This window comes from Leifsonia sp. GW821-FHT13C09, assembly GCF_058806435.1.
Genome location: NZ_JBXAPS010000001.1, coordinates 1,192,752 through 1,208,160 on the forward strand (window position 1 = coordinate 1,192,752; position 15,409 = coordinate 1,208,160).

Below are 15,409 nucleotides of genomic sequence, written 5' to 3' on the forward strand. Positions count from 1 at the left end.
GCCTCATCGGGACTTGAAGTAGACGAACAGGTGCCGTTCCCGAATGCCGAGAACCGCACTGACAGTCCCGATGAGGACCGCCGGCACCGAAGCCGCCACGGGCCACAGCGCAACGCTCCACAAGGACGTCGGATCTCCGGGCTGTTGCACAAGCGCGAAAGTCCCGAGAATCGGCAGCGCGACGAGCGACGCGGTCGCCGCCCACGCGAGAGATTCGACCATCAACTGGAATGTCTGGCTGGCGGCAGTCACGCCGGCGTGGCGCGCGGCCGCCAACTCCAGCCTCCGACGAGTGACGGAGATGAACCCCAGGGTGACGCTGACCACGGCGACCACGACTGGCGCAAATCGGGTGATCCTGCTCTCGAAGGCGTGAGCGCCGTCGAATCGCGTGCCGAGAGATGCGTTGAGTTGCTTGAGCTGGGGCCCCTGGCCCGGGGGAACGTTCGACGCAGCGCCGGGTATGAGGACGGTCGGGACGACGGAGAGGAGCGCGTCGGTCACCGGCCAGGCCTCGATCCAGCACTCGTCGTACGGCTGGGACGCGTCGGCGGGACTCAGAATCGAATAGCCGTAACCGGAGAGGCGCCCGTCGGCGGGATACGGGAACACAGCTCCGATCCGGGTAGCGCCCGAGGTCAGCGCCAGCGACTGGCCAGACGTGACGCCGAGCGTGGATGCCAGGTCTTCTGCGATGAAGACACCACTGGCCGTGGATCTCTCACCGAGTGCTCGGTAGCCTCCGAATCCGGCCGAGACGTCGAAGGTCGGGATGACCTGGTCCGGCAATGCCGCCGCAACCTCTCCACTGCTCCGTTGTCGCACGGCCCCGGCCGCGGACACGTCGGGGATCGACCTCAGCCGATCGCAGACCGATGCGTCGATTCCGTTCTTCATGCGATACACGAGCGTCGACCCGCCTCTGTCGCGGAACTCCGCGGCGCGATGCTCGATGTCTGCGACCACCGCGATCTCCGCACCCGCGCACCCGACGACGACGCACGCGAGGGCGAGGCAGAAGAGCGCCGCCCGGGTGGCTCCACTGGTGACGTTCAACACGGCTTCGCGGATGAGCGAGCCGAGCCTCATTGGGCGGCCAGATCGATGACACCGGCGCAGGCAGCTCGCGTTCGTGGATCGTGGGTGGCGACCACGACGATGCTTCCTTGGCCCGCGACCGCAGCAATCGCGTCGTTGACCGTGGCGGCGGTATGGGAATCGAGTTGAGCCGTCGGCTCGTCGACCAACAGGAGGTCCGGCTCGGCTGCCAGGCCACGGGCGAGCATCAGTCTCTGCGCTTCGCCTCCCGACAAATCTCGAAAGGGAGACCCACTGACACGCGAGAGTCCCACGCGTGCCAAACGGACTCGAGCCTCTGCTCGGGCGTCCGCGTGCGTCCGCCCTCGCGCCAGGAGCGGAAGGGCGACGTGATCCTCGGCGGTCCGACCGGCGACTCCGTGCGGGTTCTGGAAGATCCAGGAGATCTTGTCGATGTTCTGCCGGGACAGTGTGCCGGATGTCGGATCGGCCCACCCGGCGAGCAAGCTGAGCAGGGTACTTTTCCCCGACCCGGATGGACCGGTCAGTGCGTAGACCTCGTTCGGCACGAGGGTGAAATTCAACCCGACGAACAAGAAGGACGTCTCTCCGAATCGGTGCGAGAGGTCCGTCGCCACGACACGTCGCGGATCGTCGCCGAAGCCTACTTCCGGCACGCGGGAGCGTCCTTCGTGTCAAGGCCTACGTGGCGCAGCTTCTGGTCCTGCTCGGGCACGACGAAGGTCTGCCCCAACTGCGAACCGACGATCGTGACTGCGATGCCCCGCCCGTCTGCCACGACGCACGCCGAGACTCCGTGGGTGTCGTACACGGATGCAGCGGGAACCGAGAACACGCCGACGGGCGTCGCGAGGCGGTATTGGACCGACAGTCCCGCCCCCGCCGAACCATCGCCGGAAGCACCCGCACCGGATGGTCCAGTGCCCGTGTCATCAAGATGCTCCCGGTAGGCAGAGGACTGCGCCAGGCGGGTGAGATCGTCGCCTGCTGCGATCGACCCGGACCCGTCGACGGGAAGCGTCAGGTCGCCGACGGCCACGACTCTGTCGCCCGCCAGGGCATTCTGCGGCAGGGGTGCAACCCGGGCTGCCGCCACTCCCCCGACCAGCGTCGCAACCGGATCACCCTCGCTCACCCGGTCTCCCAGCTGACGGTCGCATGTCACCGTCTGGACAATCGACGCAGGAAGCCAAATCACGCGAGAATGTGGCAGGTCGGCCCAGGTGGCCGAGTCGCTCGCTCCGGCGTTCCTGGCGATCTCGACGACCGCTCTGAGCGTGGCCGATCCGAACCGGCCGTCCGGCCGGAGCGCATGCCCCAGTGCCACCAACTCCTCCTGAAGGGAACGCACATCCGCCCCGACGTCACCCACCGTGAGGTCGCGCCATAGCGGCCGTGACGTCGCAAGGTAGATCAGCGTCTCATCGTTGACGGACAGCGCAGCGCTGCCCGACTTGGCCGAGCCGCCGGCAGCGCACGTCGTGCTCGTCACCGTTCCCGACATCGAGGTCGAGAGGGTCTCTGCCGGTGCAGCCGTGACCACCAGGGTGGCAGGCTGCTCATCGACGGTCTGCACTTCCTTAGCGGGAGCAGCGGCGAGCGAGCCGCTCGGCGCGATGGCCTCAGGCGCGGCCGGCCGCACGAAGAGCACACCAACGAGTACGCCGACTCCAAGGGATGCGGCGACTCCGGCCAGGACAGCGGGCAGCGACGAGCGCCGCAGTAACCGTTTCATTTCCCGGACGCCAGACCGAGCGGATCGTTGACGCACTTGGAGAAGCCGGGATCGTCGATGCTGTAAGGGAATTTCTGGGCTTGGAGGTCGGCTTCGTAGTCGCGCTTCGAGTATCCGGGCGGCGCCACTTTCTTGTCGACAAGACAGGCCGCGACAATCTCCTCCTCATCGCGGTGGTCCGGGTTGCGATCGACGCTTCTCCGCAGCGCTGCGATGACCGACATATCCTGGTCGCATTCCTGCTGGGCGGCGTCATCGCCAGGGCCGGCGTCGATGACGCTCTCCCCGAAAGGCCCGGTCACTTCCGCTTTAAAGCCTTTGTTCGCCATGCACCTGACGTAGGCACTGCTCACTTCGGTGTAGTCGCGGTCCGTAATCGATTCCTTCTCGAGGATTCTGTGAACCACCTCGCTCGTGGTGGAGCGATACGCATCGGCGAATTCCGATGCCCACGGTCCAGAGAAGGCGGGGATGGGACCCGAGTACGCCGCGGGAGGACGCCGCGGGTCTCCCGCGGACGAATCGGCTGCCGGGGAACAGGCCGTTAGCGCGGTTGCAATGGCGAGGGCCACTGCAACCGCGCTAGCGATTGTCATACGACGCAAGAGCCTTCCCTACGGCTGGCCCACGTGGCCGTAAGACGAGATCCCGGCCCAGCTCGTGCCCTGGTCGGACCACACGCCAGGCCCAGCCTTGGGCGCGTAGATCTTCTTCCCCTGCGCAACGACCCAATGCTGGATCGTCCCGAACGAGTCTGCGTAATGGTAGATCTTGTTGGTGTAGAGCACGCCGACGTGCTGAGTGAAGGTCGCCGCGCTCGCCGGAACCGACGTCGCCACCACCCCTCCCGCAACGGTGAGCAGCGCTGTGGCCCCCAGGATGGCGCGTGCACGAAGTTTGTTCAACTGCATTGTTTCCCCGAACTGTGCGTGTAACTGATTCCCTGCGCAACCGGCGGCTGCACAGGAATTCAGAATCTCACAACAGAGCGGGTGTTCGCTACAACATCAATTCCTATGCTTGCAATATCAAGCGTTCGCGACCAGCTCCGCCGCCCGCTCCGCCACCATCATCACCGTGATGACCGGGTTCACCGAGGTGAGCGTCGGGAACACCGACGCGTCAGCGATGCGCAGCCCGTCGATCCCGCGCACCCGCAGCTCCGGGTCCACCACCGCGAGCTCGTCGTCGACCGCGCCCATCCGGCACGTCCCGGACACGTGGTACACCGTCTGGTGGATGTCGCGCTGCACGGCCGACAGTTCCTCGTCCGTCTGCACGTCCGGCCCCGGGAAGACCTCCCGCACCAGGTGGCTGCGCATCGGCTCGGCGGCCGCGATCTCGCGTGCGAGCCGCACCCCGGCGACCAGCATCCGCTCGTCGTGCTCGGTCGCGTCGGTGAAGTAGCGGTAGTCGATCACCGGCGGCTCGTCCGGGTCGGCGGAGGCGATGGTGACGCGGCCGCGGCTGTGCGGCTTGGCGACGTTCGGCGCGATCGCGACGATGGACTCCGGGAACGAGACTCCGCGGGCACGCGGGTGGTCGACCACCGGCTCCACGGGGAAGTGCATGAGCACGTCGGGCTTGGTCGGGTCGCCGTCCACGCCGACCATCGCGCCGGCGTCCCAACCGGAGGCGGACACCGCGGGCGGTGGCGACACAGCCTCCCAGACGACCAGGCCCTCGGCGTGGTCCTGGAGGTTCTCGCCGACGCCGGGAAGGTCGAGCACCGGAATGACACCGGCATCCGCCAGCACAGACCCGGGGCCGATGCCGGACAGCATCAGCAGTCGAGGGGTGTCGATCGCCCCGCAGGCGAGCACGATCTCCCGCCGGGCCCGCACCTCATGCAACGCACCGGAGGCGTCGCGGTACTGCACGGCGACTGCGCGCCCCTCCACGACCACGATCCGCGTCGCCCGCGCGCCTGTGATCACATCCAGCGACTCCCGCGCGTCCATCACGTCGTGCAGATAGTGGATGGAGCTCGACCCGCGCACGTTCGTCTCGGGGTCGTAGCCGACCTCGAAGAACCCGGCGCCGCGTGCCAGGGTGTCGGTGCGCCCGTCGTTCCAGCGCTCCTGCGCCGGGAGGCCGAGGGCCGTCACCGCCGAGGCGGCCACGTCGGCCACGAACGGGTTCCGGTCCGCCTCCCCCACCGGGTGCACCGGGATGGCGAGCCGGTCGAAGTAGGGCTGGAAGCTCGCCGCGTCCCACCCGTCGGCTCCGGCCTGCACCCATTCGGCGAGGTCGGAGGCGAGCGGGCGCCAGGCGATCATGGTGTTCGCGGTCGAGCAGCCGCCCAGGATGCGCATGCGTGACTGCCGGATGGCCGAGTTGCCGCGCTGCTGCGGCACGCTGCGGTAGTCGAGGTCGTACTCGCTCTCGATCATCTCCTCCCAGCGTCTCAGCTCGCGGGCCCGGCCCTCATCACGGTCGCTGGGGCCCCACTCCAGCAGGGCGACCGTCACGTCCGGGTTCTCGGAGAGGCGTGCGGCGACGATGCCGCCCGCAGTGCCGCCGCCGACCACGACGTAGTCGTACTCGGCGGCGGGCTGTGCTGCTGGATCGAGGGTCATTCTGCTCCTGCGACGGTGGTGGGGAGGGAGGCGGCGGCCGCGCTGAGCACGGGCGGCTTCGACGGCGCCCACTTCATGAGCGCGTAGTAGAGCGGGCAGATCACGGCCAGGCCGACGATCCAGGAGATGTCGACGCCGCCGAGCGCGGTCGCGATCGGTCCGGTGTAGAACGCCGTGTTGATGAACGGCAGCTGGATGAGGACGCCCAGCACGTAGCAGATCACCGCGTTGCGGTTGATCCGGCCATAGACGCCGCCGTCCTGGCGGAACAGCGAGGCGATGTCGTATTTGCCGTGCTTGACCGCGTAGTAGTCGACCAGGTTGACGGCGGTCCACGGGATGAGGACGCACAGCAGCAGGATCATCAGGTTCGACAGGTTGACCAGGAAGTTGGCCGAGAACGCGAAGCCGAGCACGAGTGCGACCAGGAACAGGATAACCGCGATGGCCCCGCGCGTGACGGCCCGCGGGATCCACTTCGGGAACAGCGTCTGCCCGATCGTGATGATGGCGAGGCTGCCGCAGTAGAGGTTCATCCCGTTGCTGACGCTGATCCCGACGCCGAACACCAGCATCGCGAGCCCGGCGATCCCGGGGATGAGGGCGCTCAAACCGGTCGCGACATCGTCCTTCGGGAACGCCGCGCCGACGACGGAGCCGAGAACCATCGGGATGACCGACCCCGCGACGCAGCCGGCGAACGTCGCCCAGAACGCGGCGCGCACGCCGGTGTCCTTCGGCATGTACCGCGTGTAGTCGGAGACGTACGGCGCGTAGGCGATCTGCCAGAGCGCCGCGACCGAGATCGTGCCCATGATGCCGGTGGCGGTCACCGAGCCGTAGCTGATGGCGCTCGCCGGGAGGGTGCCCGCGGCGAAGATGTAGACGAAGACGATCGCGATGGTGAGGCCCGCGACGACGCTCATCACGGTGCCGAAAACGTGCAGCAGCCGGTAGCCGAACACCGCGCCGAAGACGCTGATCAGGCCGACGATCACGGTGGACCAGAACGCGCCGAGGTGCGTCAGCGAGTCGAGCGCCTGACCGCCCAGGATCACGTTCGACGCGAAGAACGCCACGTACATCCCGACCACGATCACGACCACCAGGAGGCTGCCGTACGACCCGAACTGCGCCCGGGTCTGCAGCATCTGCGGCACGCCCATCTGCGGGCCCTGCGCAGCGTGCAACGCCATCACGACGCCGCCGATCAGGTTCCCGACGACGAGCGCGACGATCGCCGCCCAGATCGGGAGGCCGTACACCGCGGTAGCGAGCAGCCCTGTCGCGATCGACAGCATCATGATGTTGCCGCCGAACCAGATCGTGAACAGGTTGCGGGCCTTGCCGTGCCGCTCGTCCTCGGGGATGTAGTCGATGGTGCGGGTCTCGACGCCGAGGGCGTCGCTGCGGACCTCTGTGGTCATGGTGTGCTCCTCGCCCTGGTGCTTCGGATCGCTGTCGCTTGGCATAGAAGCCTCTGCTCTTCCGCCGCATCTATCAAGTAAGGTTGCCTGAAGCACTGCATCACTTCGCAAGATGCAGGGCCGTAGGTAACAGGACCGAAACACCGCCGTAATCGGCCGCGCCGACGGGATGCCTCCCCATGAGCAAGAAGCCGGATGTCACGCTCGCGCAGCTCCGCTACTTCATCGAGGCCGCGACGCACCTGTCGATGACCCGCGCCGCCGAGGAGCTGTTCGTGGCGCAGTCCGCCGTCTCCTCCGCCATCGCGCAGTTGGAGCAGCAGGTCGGCTCGCAGCTCTTCATCCGGCAGCGCTCGCGCGGGCTGACGCTCACGCCGGCCGGGCAGCAGTTCCTCGGCGACGCCCGGGCGCTGCTGCTCAACCTGGAGGAGGCGCTCGACACCGCCCGCGGCATCGACAACCAGGTGCGCGGCACCATCCGGATCGGCTGCTTCGTCACGCTCGCGCCGTTCATCCTCCCGGCGATCGTCAGCCGGGTGCGCGCCGAGCACCCGTACCTCGACATCGAGGTGGACGAGCTGGACACCGACGGCGCCCGGGCGGCTCTGCGCAGCGGCCGGGTGGAGCTGCTGATCGGCTACGACTTCGGCTTCGGCAACGACATCCGCACCGCCGTGCTGTCGGACGCTCCCCCTCACGTGATCCTGCCGGCCGACCATCCCCTCGCCGCCTCGCCGCAGGTGTTCCTGCGGGAGCTGTCGCGCGAGCCGATGATCCTGCTCGACCTGCCGCACAGCCGGGAGTACTTCCTCGGCATCCTCGCCGGCGCCGGACTCCAGCCGGAGATCCGGCATCGGTCGCTCAACTACGAGACGGTGCGCGCGTTCGTGGCGCACGGCCACGGCTTCTCGATCCTCAACCAGCGGCCGCGGCACGACTTCAGCTACGACGGCGAGCGCGTGGCGGCGCTGCCGATCGCGGACAGCGTCCCCGCACTGCCCGTCGTGCTCGCGGCGATGCGCTCGGTGCGGGCGACCGCCCGGGCGCGCGCGGTGAGCGACATCGCGGCGCAGGTGGTGGCGGAGGCCCTCAACCCGGAGCCCCACCGCGCCTGAGATGACGGCGACGTTTCGGCGAGATCACACATCTGCGGTGCTGATGAACTGATCCAACCGAAACTATTTGCGTGATCCATTGTTTCGCCCCGAGACTGGTCGGATACGCGAAAGGGACGCCGATGACGAGTCTGCACTTCACGAACGCCCGCCTTTACCTCGGCGACGGCGTCTGGCAGGACGGCGGCGTCCTCGTCCGCGATGGTCGCATCGCGGCGGTCGGGGCGGACGACGAGCTCGCGGCGCTGCGGGACGACGACACGGTCGTCCGGGATGCGGCCGGCGGCTCCCTCCTGCCCGGCTTCCACGACACGCACGTGCACCCGCCGATGGCGGGCAGCGCACTGCTCGGCATCGACCTGATGCCGGTGCACGACGCCGGCGAATACCGCCGGGTGATCGCGGAGTACGCCGCCGCGCATCCCGAGCTCGACACCATCGTCGGCGTCGGCTGGTACGGCGACGTCTTCGCCGGCGGCTTGCCCACCCGGGAACTGCTCGACGCGGTCGTGCCCGAGCGGCCGGTGATCCTCACCAGCCACGACGGCCACGGCGTCTGGGTGAACTCACGGGCCCTGGAGGCCGCGGGGGTGCACGACGATGTCGCCGACCCGCTGGGTGGCCGGTTCGTGCGCGACGGCGCGGGGCGGCTCACCGGCGTGCTGCTCGACACCGCGGTGCAGGCGCTCGACGCGATCACTCCGCCGCCGCCTCCCGGCTTCCTGGAGGAGGCCGTGCTCGCCGCCCAGCAGCGCCTCCACTCGGTAGGCGTCACCACCTGGCACGATGCCGCTGTGGGGAAGAGCGAGCTCGGCCCGGACTCCTTCGACAGCTATCTCGCCCTCGCGTCCCGCGGGTCGCTGACCGCGCGGGTGGTGCTCTGCCAGTGGTGGGACCGCGACCGCGGCCTCGAACAGGTGGACGAGCTGGCCGCCCGGCGCGCGCGGGCGGCGGAGGTCCCCGGCGTGACGGCCGGCGTCGTGAAGATCATGCAGGACGGCGTGATCGAGAACCACACCGGCGCGCTCCTGGAGGAGTACGCCGACGGCTCAGGCGAACGTGGCGACTCCTTCATCCCGCCCGAGCTGCTGAAGGCGATCGTCGCCGAGCTGGACGCGCGCGGCTTCGACGTGCACCTGCACGCCGTCGGCGACCGCGCCGTGCGCGAGTGCCTGGACGCGGTCGAGCACGCGCGCACTGCTAACGGCCCGGACGGCGGCCGCCACCAGCTCGCCCACCTCGACGTGGTCGACCCGGCCGACTTCGACCGCTTCCCGACGCTCGACGTCACCGCCAACGCGCAGCTGCTCTGGGCCCGCACGGACACCGAGATCGTGGAGCGCAAGCTGCCCATGATGGGCCACGACCGCGCGTCGCGGCACTTCCCGTTCGAGTCGCTGCGGCGGCACGGCGCCCGCATCGTCGGCGGCAGCGACTGGCCGGTCTCCGACCCGAACCCACTGTGGGCGATGCACACCGGAACGACCCGGCTTGCGCCCTCCACGGACCCGCACGCGACCGGGCCGGCGCTGACCGAGCCGCTGCTGGCGGCGGAGGCACTGCCGTTCGCGACGGTGCTCGACGCGTACACCGGTACCGCCGCGTGGGTCGGACGGCTGGAAGCGGAGACCGGGAGAGTCGCGGCGGGCTTCGCCGCCGACCTCGTGCTCCTCGACCGGGACATCTCCGACGGGAGCGGTCTCGACATCGCACGTGCTGCCGAGACCGTCGTGGGCGGCGTCACTGTGTTTCTCGCATAGTCTCTCGCAAGGACCGGGCCGAGCCCCACCCCTCGCGAGCCAGGTGTGTTTGTCACTTGAATGCTCTAAAATTACGCATTGCAATGTGGTGCACCAGCACCTCGGAAGCATTACATCGATTAACGAGGGCGCCGAGTGAATCCGACCACCCATGAGGCCGATTTCACCTGGCGCGACCCAGTCAGCCCCTTCCAGTTGACCAACGCAGAGGAGGTGCCTCGAGATCGACCATTCGACGAGCAGGTCAGGCTAGCGCGGCGCATGCTTGCGCGCTGCGATGACGATGCCGTCATCGCAGGAGCCGCGCCGTTCGATACGGAGGCCGCGGGCGCACTCTGGGTCGGCAGTCCACAAGCCGTTGAATTGCTGGATATCGCTCCCCCTACGACAGAACTGAGCCCGCTGTGTGAACACGTCGACGGCAAGCGCGCCTCCGTCTCCACATCGGCGTTTCTCGCCTCAGTCGAAAGGGCGCTCAGTCAGATCAATCGTGGCGTCGTCGACAAGGTTGTGCTGTCCCGCGCCGTCGAAGTCGATACCGGGGCGGACGTAGACCTCGACGCCGTTCTCTCGCGACTGGCCCGAGACCCGTCGATCCTCCCATTCGCATTCCGCGACGAAGGCAGCTATGTCGTCGGCGCAAGCCCCGAAGTTCTCGTATCCAAACGCGGTGGCGTCGTTCAGAGTGGTCCATTGGCCGGGTCTGCCCCACGGCGAATTGACAGAGACCGCGACCTGGTCACCGCGCACAACCTTCTCAAGGATCGCAAGAATCGCGACGAACATTCATTCGTCGTCGAGGACATCATGGGCAGGCTCAAGTCAGCCGGGACGGCCCACCACAACGGGCCGTTCGCATTCAGCACCGACACGATCTGGCACCTCAAGAGCACCATCCAGGTAGATGTGAAGTCAGGCGACACACGAGATTCGCTCGCGTTCGCGCAGCTTCTGCACCCGACCGCCGCCGTTTGCGGGTGGCCTCGCGCCGCTTCCCGCCAGATGATTCGTGGGCTAGAAGGGCGTGACCGCGGTTTCTACACCGGGTACGTCGGCTGGCAGAACAAGCGAGGCGACGGCGATTGGCGGATTATTCTTCGGGCCGCTAGGCTTCATGGAAGATCTGCAATTCTAGATGTCGGAGCCGGAATCGTCCACGAGTCTCGGCCCCACACTGAGCTTGCGGAAACCACGCTGAAGCTGCTGCCGATGTTGCGAGCGCTGGGACTCGACGCCTAGCAGCGAGTCGTTTGCGATCGTCGAGCACGAGCGTTCTATTGGGGGTATGCCGTCGAATGGGTGAGAAGACCGTTCCTTTGGCTCGATATTTGTTCGAGCGCTTGGCGGAGGCAGGCGTAGAAGAAATCTTCGGCATACCCGGCGATTTCTCTTTGGCTCTCCTGGATGAACTGGAGACCTTCGAAGGGCTCAAATGGGTCGGGGCCGCGTCTGAGCTCGGAGCGTCGTACGCTGCGGACGGTTATGCCCGGGCCCGTGGCCTCGGCGTTCTGGCCACGACCTTCGGTGTTGGCGAGCTCGGAGCCGCTTGCGGAGTAGCCGGCTCCATGGCAGAAGACGTGGGCGTCCTCCACCTCGTTTCGTCGCCGCCCACGACCGCGATGTCTTCTGGCGCGGCCGTGCATCACACGCTCGCGGACGGCGACCATTCTCGGTTCCTCCGCGTCGCCGGAGAAATCACCCATCAACAGTTCGTCGTTGCCGCCGAGACGGCCGCTGAGGATGTGGATCGCGCCCTCGACACGTGGATCCAATCGCGCCTACCCACGTACCTGCTCATCCCGCAAGACGTCTCGCTTGTGCGCGTCCGGAGTGTTCCTCTCGAAAGGGCTATTGGAGCACCCGATCCTGCGACAGCCGAGCGCGCTCGCGAACTCATTTCGGACTTCTTCGACACGTTTCCGGCAGCAGTCGCTGTCGCAGGCCATTTGGTCGGGCGCTGGGGACGGGAAGAAGCGATGTCGTGCCTCATCCAGCGTGGCGTACGCGTTGCCGTCCTTCCGAACTCGAAAGGAGTGGTCGACGAGTCATCGCAGGGATATCTCGGTCTGTACAACGGCAAGCTCTCCGACCCGTTCGTGCGCAATGCGGTGGAGGGCGACGAGGGTCGTGTCCTTATCGGCTGCACGCTCGCCGACACCACCACAGGCGGCCTGAGCCACCGATTCGCGCCAGAGTCCACGCTCGCCGTCACGAAGAACAGCGTCAGCTGGGCAGGAGTATCCGTCGAGGGAGCCCGCTTCGTTGATCTGCTCGACGTTCTCGGTACCGAATGGCCTGCCCGCTCGACTTCACAGTCGGAATTCTCACCCTCTACCCCACTCGTGTCGATGAGTCCCGGGTCCAGGTCCATTCCGCTGACGCAAGACCATCTCTGGGCACTCATCGCCGGGTCGCTTCCGACTCGCTGGCGGCTGTTCGCAGACACAGGCACATCGCACTATGGAGCGCTCGACATCGCCTTCCCCGACGATACGAAATTCGAGTCGGCACCCGTGTGGAGTGCGATCGGATACTCGCTGCCTGCAGCGCTGGGGGCAGCGATCGGGGATCGGGCGAGGCGCGTGATCGCGGTCATCGGTGATGGAGCCGCACAGTTGGTCGCCCAGGAGCTCGGCCTCATCCATCGCGAGCACCTCAATCCCGTCATCGTTCTCGTCAATAACAGTGGCTACACCGTCGAGCGCGTGATCCGGGGACCTCACGCGGCTTACAACGACATCGCCACATGGGAGTGGCCCCTCGTCCCGCGAGCACTCGGAGTTCCAGAGTCGACGATGACGATTCATTCGGTCCGCGATGCTCGATCGCTTGCCGAGGCTCTTCAGGCCGCCTTCGACGATCCCGCACGAGCCCATTTCGTCGAGGTGGTCACGGACGTGCTGGACGCCCCTCCGACGCTCGCGAAAATGGCCGCCATGCTGCGGGCCAAAGCCGCCCATGCAGAGCAGGGATAACAACATGGCAGTCGGCGACGATCAGCGAGGTGATGACGTGACAAAGGTGACAATCCAGAGAAGGTCCGTCTCAGTAGACGATTCATTGGATTGCCTCGTCACCGTCCGAGGAATCGTGGGAGAGCGTTCTGCCTTTCTGCTCGAGTCGCTCGCGGGACCGTCGACAGACACGAAGAACTCGCTCATCGGCATTACGGGCTTACTCGAAATCGCCGTCTATCGCGACCACGTCGCCTTCAGCGGCCTTCCCGCCCTCGTCCAGCGCGCCCAGGAGGCCCTCCTGAACGCGGACGTGCTGCGCTTCGTACAAGGGAGCCTCGTTCTGTGTGACGATGCCGCCCTTTGGCATCTCCCTCGCGAGATCGACGCCTTGTTCGAAGTCGAGCGCGACCCGGCTCAGTTCGGTTTCGGCCTTCTCGTTTACTACGGATACGACGCCGTGCGTTATATCGAAAAGCTGCCTCGCCTCATTCCCGATAGTGGGAATCGGGTTCCGGACGCCATCTTCAGCCTTGTTCGCGGACTCATCCGCACTGACCTCACCACCCGCGCGTCCACACTGACGGTCGCCGAATCATCGCTGTGGCCCTCTCTCGATGTCGAGGAGCTCGTCGCGCAGATCGAGAATGAGCCCGTCACCAGTCAGGAAGGCGATCGAGAACCGATCACCGTACCTCGGCCTATCGAGGTCACGGACGATGTCGACCAGGACGAATACCTCCGTCGGGTGAAGGTTGGACTGGATCACATCCGCGCTGGCGACATCTACCAGGTGCAGCTCGGGCATGAAATCACGGTGAAGACGGACGCGGATCACCTGGACGTCTACCGCCGCCTCCGCTGGCGCAATCCGTCCCCCTACATGTGTTTGCTACCGATCGCCGGAAATGTCGTAGTGGGCGCCAGCCCGGAACTCTTCGTCCGCATCGACGGAGAGACCGTGACGATGCGGCCCATTGCCGGCACGGCACGGCGGCAGGACACCGAAGAAGGAAATGCGTTGGCGATTCGTAACCTCCTGGACGACACCAAGGAGCGTGCGGAGCACATCATGCTCGTCGACCTCTGCCGCAACGATCTGGGTCGCGTGGCAGAACCTATGACCGTCGAGGTTCCGGATCTCATGACCATCGAGAGGTACTCGCACATGTTCCACCTCGTCTCGAACGTCACAGCGCGTGTGCCGGAGCATCACGACATCTACGACGTGGTCCGAGCGAGCTTTCCGGCGGGAACTATGACTGGCGCGCCGAAGGTTCGAGCAATGGAGATCATCGAAAGGCTCGAGACCAGCAGTCGAGGGCTGTACGCGGGCTCGTTCGGCGTTGTGGGCTTCGGCGGCTGGAGTGTCCTCGGTCTCGCGATACGCATGGCGGTGCATTCGGAGGGGCGCTACAGCCTCCGCGCATCGGCGGGAGTGGTATCTGACTCCGTACCGATCAACGAGTGGAACGAGACTTTGACAAAGCTCGGGGCGACTTATTGGGCCGTTACCGGCGAGGAACTGGCATGAGGACTTTGCTCATTGATGCATTCGACAGCTTCGTCTTCATCATCGATCAGTATTTGAAGGGGTTGGATGCCGGCCCGATCGTTGTTCGTTCCCGCCAAGGGCTTGCAGAACACATCCGTGAGGTCAGTCCAGATCTCCTCGTGCTCGGTCCTGGGCCAGGGCATCCGCTCGACTCGGGGCATGTGGAGCTGGTGCGCGAGTTCGCAGGCCAGATTCCCCTTCTCGGCGTGTGTCTGGGCCATCAAGCGATCGCGGCCGCATTCGGCGCGAAGGTGGTTCCGGCGTCGCATCTGATGCACGGCAAGTCGAGCACGATCGATCATGACGGGCGCGGGATGTTCTCGGCATCGCCCGCGGGTCAACAGGTCACGAGATACCACTCGCTCATTGTCGAAGAAGACAGTCTTCCTCCTGAACTCGAAGTCAGCGCTCGCTCCCGAGATGACGGTTACATCATGGCTTTGCGACACCGCTCGCTGCCGATCGAATCTGTGCAGTTCCATCCGGAGAGCATCACAACGGACCATGGGATCGACCATTTCCGGGCGTTCCTTCGCTGGCATGTGCCCGCCTGGAGCAAGCAATGGGACGCGTGATGACGCACCAGCAGAATGCGCCCGTCGTCGTCGCCCTCGTCGGATCGGAACGCCGGGATGGGGACACGGCAGCCGTTGTCCGCACCAGTGGGGAGTTCCTGGAGCAGCACGGCATTCGTCTGGAGATCATTACCCTCGCCGAGCACATGATCGTGCCTTGTGGCCCGTGCGGAAGCTGCAACTTCCGCGCATCGCCGTGCGAGATCGATGACGATGTACCGCGTATCGTCGATCGTCTGATCTCCGCCGACGGCATCATCTACGCCGTTCCGGTACATGGATTCGGCGCAGCATCGCTCCTACAGACGTTCATCGAACGAGCGGGGGTCGGCTACCTGCGGCTCGCGCGCCCGCTGGCGAACAAGGTCGGCGGCGTCATCGTCGTCGGACGCCGCTACTCGCACGTTGACGTTGTCTCGCAGCTCTACCACAACATCATGTTGAACCGGATGCTCCTTGTCGGGAGCGGTTTCCCCGCCATATTCACGACTGAGGGCGGCCGGTCGCCACTGGATGACACTGAAGGCGTCATAGCGCTCGAAGCGATGCTCTCACGCATGGCCGAAGCGATCTGGCTTCTCAGGGAACATGAGCAAGTGTTCGGGCGGTCGATGAAGTTGCCGATGCCCACCAACGAAAGGGCGTCATGA

At 66.2% G+C, this 15,409-nt stretch carries 14 protein-coding genes; 7 read left to right on the top strand and 7 right to left on the bottom strand.

Annotated elements, in window-relative coordinates:
* Positions 1–3: 3 nt before the first annotated feature.
* The 7 genes from AC1ROW_RS05795 to AC1ROW_RS05825 all read right to left on the bottom strand — a co-directional run bounded on the left by AC1ROW_RS05795 (position 4) and on the right by AC1ROW_RS05825 (position 6,800).
* Positions 4–1,089, bottom strand: coding sequence for a hypothetical protein (locus AC1ROW_RS05795; RefSeq protein WP_493017886.1), 1,086 nt, complete (start codon positions 1,087–1,089; stop codon positions 4–6).
* A complete protein-coding gene (locus AC1ROW_RS05800; protein ID WP_493017887.1) occupies positions 1,086–1,715 on the bottom strand; it encodes an ATP-binding cassette domain-containing protein in 630 nt (209 codons plus the stop codon). Before AC1ROW_RS05800 ends, AC1ROW_RS05795 begins: the two co-directional genes overlap by 4 nt.
* Positions 1,703–2,635 carry a peptidoglycan-binding domain-containing protein gene (locus AC1ROW_RS05805; RefSeq protein WP_493017888.1) on the bottom strand — a complete coding sequence of 311 codons (933 nt, stop codon included), beginning with the start codon at positions 2,633–2,635 and terminating at the stop codon, positions 1,703–1,705. Before AC1ROW_RS05805 ends, AC1ROW_RS05800 begins: the two co-directional genes overlap by 13 nt.
* A gap of 155 nt (positions 2,636–2,790) precedes the next feature.
* A complete protein-coding gene (locus AC1ROW_RS05810; protein ID WP_493017889.1) occupies positions 2,791–3,366 on the bottom strand; it encodes a hypothetical protein in 576 nt (191 codons plus the stop codon).
* A gap of 42 nt (positions 3,367–3,408) precedes the next feature.
* The gene (locus AC1ROW_RS05815; RefSeq protein ID WP_493017890.1) at positions 3,409–3,705 is read right to left on the bottom strand and encodes a hypothetical protein; all 297 of its coding nucleotides are present in this window, start codon (positions 3,703–3,705) and stop codon (positions 3,409–3,411) included.
* A 117-nt stretch (positions 3,706–3,822) separates the two neighbouring features.
* Positions 3,823–5,373 (bottom strand): GMC family oxidoreductase, encoded by a 1,551-nt coding sequence (locus AC1ROW_RS05820; protein ID WP_493017891.1) that lies wholly within the window; start codon positions 5,371–5,373, stop codon positions 3,823–3,825.
* Positions 5,370–6,800, bottom strand: coding sequence for a purine-cytosine permease family protein (locus AC1ROW_RS05825; RefSeq protein WP_493017892.1), 1,431 nt, complete (start codon positions 6,798–6,800; stop codon positions 5,370–5,372). Before AC1ROW_RS05825 ends, AC1ROW_RS05820 begins: the two co-directional genes overlap by 4 nt.
* Positions 6,801–6,979: 179 nt before the next feature.
* On the opposite strand from AC1ROW_RS05825, the gene AC1ROW_RS05830 reads away from it, so the two are divergent.
* From AC1ROW_RS05830 to AC1ROW_RS05860, 7 genes are all read left to right on the top strand, one after another.
* The gene (locus tag AC1ROW_RS05830; RefSeq protein WP_493017893.1) at positions 6,980–7,915 is read left to right on the top strand and encodes a LysR family transcriptional regulator; all 936 of its coding nucleotides are present in this window, start codon (positions 6,980–6,982) and stop codon (positions 7,913–7,915) included.
* 122 nt (positions 7,916–8,037) lie between these two features.
* Complete coding sequence (locus AC1ROW_RS05835) at positions 8,038–9,675, top strand: amidohydrolase (protein WP_493017894.1); 1,638 nt, start codon at positions 8,038–8,040, stop codon at positions 9,673–9,675.
* A 135-nt stretch (positions 9,676–9,810) separates the two neighbouring features.
* Positions 9,811–10,914, top strand: a complete 1,104-nt coding sequence (locus AC1ROW_RS05840; protein ID WP_493017895.1) for an isochorismate synthase — start codon at positions 9,811–9,813, stop codon at positions 10,912–10,914.
* A gap of 56 nt (positions 10,915–10,970) precedes the next feature.
* Positions 10,971–12,650, top strand: a complete 1,680-nt coding sequence (locus AC1ROW_RS05845) for an alpha-keto acid decarboxylase family protein (protein WP_493017896.1) — start codon at positions 10,971–10,973, stop codon at positions 12,648–12,650.
* A 4-nt stretch (positions 12,651–12,654) separates the two neighbouring features.
* Positions 12,655–14,163, top strand: a complete 1,509-nt coding sequence (locus AC1ROW_RS05850) for an anthranilate synthase component I family protein (protein ID WP_493017897.1) — start codon at positions 12,655–12,657, stop codon at positions 14,161–14,163.
* Entirely contained in the window at positions 14,160–14,759 is a 600-nt protein-coding gene (locus AC1ROW_RS05855; protein ID WP_493017898.1) for an anthranilate synthase component II, read from the top strand. Before AC1ROW_RS05850 ends, AC1ROW_RS05855 begins: the two co-directional genes overlap by 4 nt.
* Positions 14,759–15,409: a flavodoxin family protein gene (locus AC1ROW_RS05860; RefSeq protein ID WP_493017899.1), complete on the top strand. Its 651-nt coding sequence runs from the start codon at positions 14,759–14,761 to the stop codon at positions 15,407–15,409. The genes AC1ROW_RS05855 and AC1ROW_RS05860 overlap by 1 nt, the downstream gene beginning before the upstream one ends.

What these genes read in the sequence shown, in the direction of transcription:
- AC1ROW_RS05795 (WP_493017886.1), bottom strand. Translation starts at nt 1,089, where the DNA reads ATGAGGCTCGGCTCGCTCATCCGCGAAGCCGTGTTGAACGTCACCAGT.
- AC1ROW_RS05815 (WP_493017890.1), bottom strand. Translation starts at nt 3,705, where the DNA reads ATGCAGTTGAACAAACTTCGTGCACGCGCCATCCTGGGGGCCACAGCG.
- AC1ROW_RS05820 (WP_493017891.1), bottom strand. Translation starts at nt 5,373, where the DNA reads ATGACCCTCGATCCAGCAGCACAGCCCGCCGCCGAGTACGACTACGTC.
- AC1ROW_RS05825 (WP_493017892.1), bottom strand. Translation starts at nt 6,800, where the DNA reads ATGACCACAGAGGTCCGCAGCGACGCCCTCGGCGTCGAGACCCGCACC.
- AC1ROW_RS05830 (WP_493017893.1), top strand. Translation starts at nt 6,980, where the DNA reads ATGAGCAAGAAGCCGGATGTCACGCTCGCGCAGCTCCGCTACTTCATC.
- AC1ROW_RS05835 (WP_493017894.1), top strand. Translation starts at nt 8,038, where the DNA reads ATGACGAGTCTGCACTTCACGAACGCCCGCCTTTACCTCGGCGACGGC.
- AC1ROW_RS05845 (WP_493017896.1), top strand. Translation starts at nt 10,971, where the DNA reads ATGGGTGAGAAGACCGTTCCTTTGGCTCGATATTTGTTCGAGCGCTTG.
- AC1ROW_RS05850 (WP_493017897.1), top strand. Translation starts at nt 12,655, where the DNA reads ATGGCAGTCGGCGACGATCAGCGAGGTGATGACGTGACAAAGGTGACA.
- AC1ROW_RS05855 (WP_493017898.1), top strand. Translation starts at nt 14,160, where the DNA reads ATGAGGACTTTGCTCATTGATGCATTCGACAGCTTCGTCTTCATCATC.
- AC1ROW_RS05860 (WP_493017899.1), top strand. Translation starts at nt 14,759, where the DNA reads ATGACGCACCAGCAGAATGCGCCCGTCGTCGTCGCCCTCGTCGGATCG.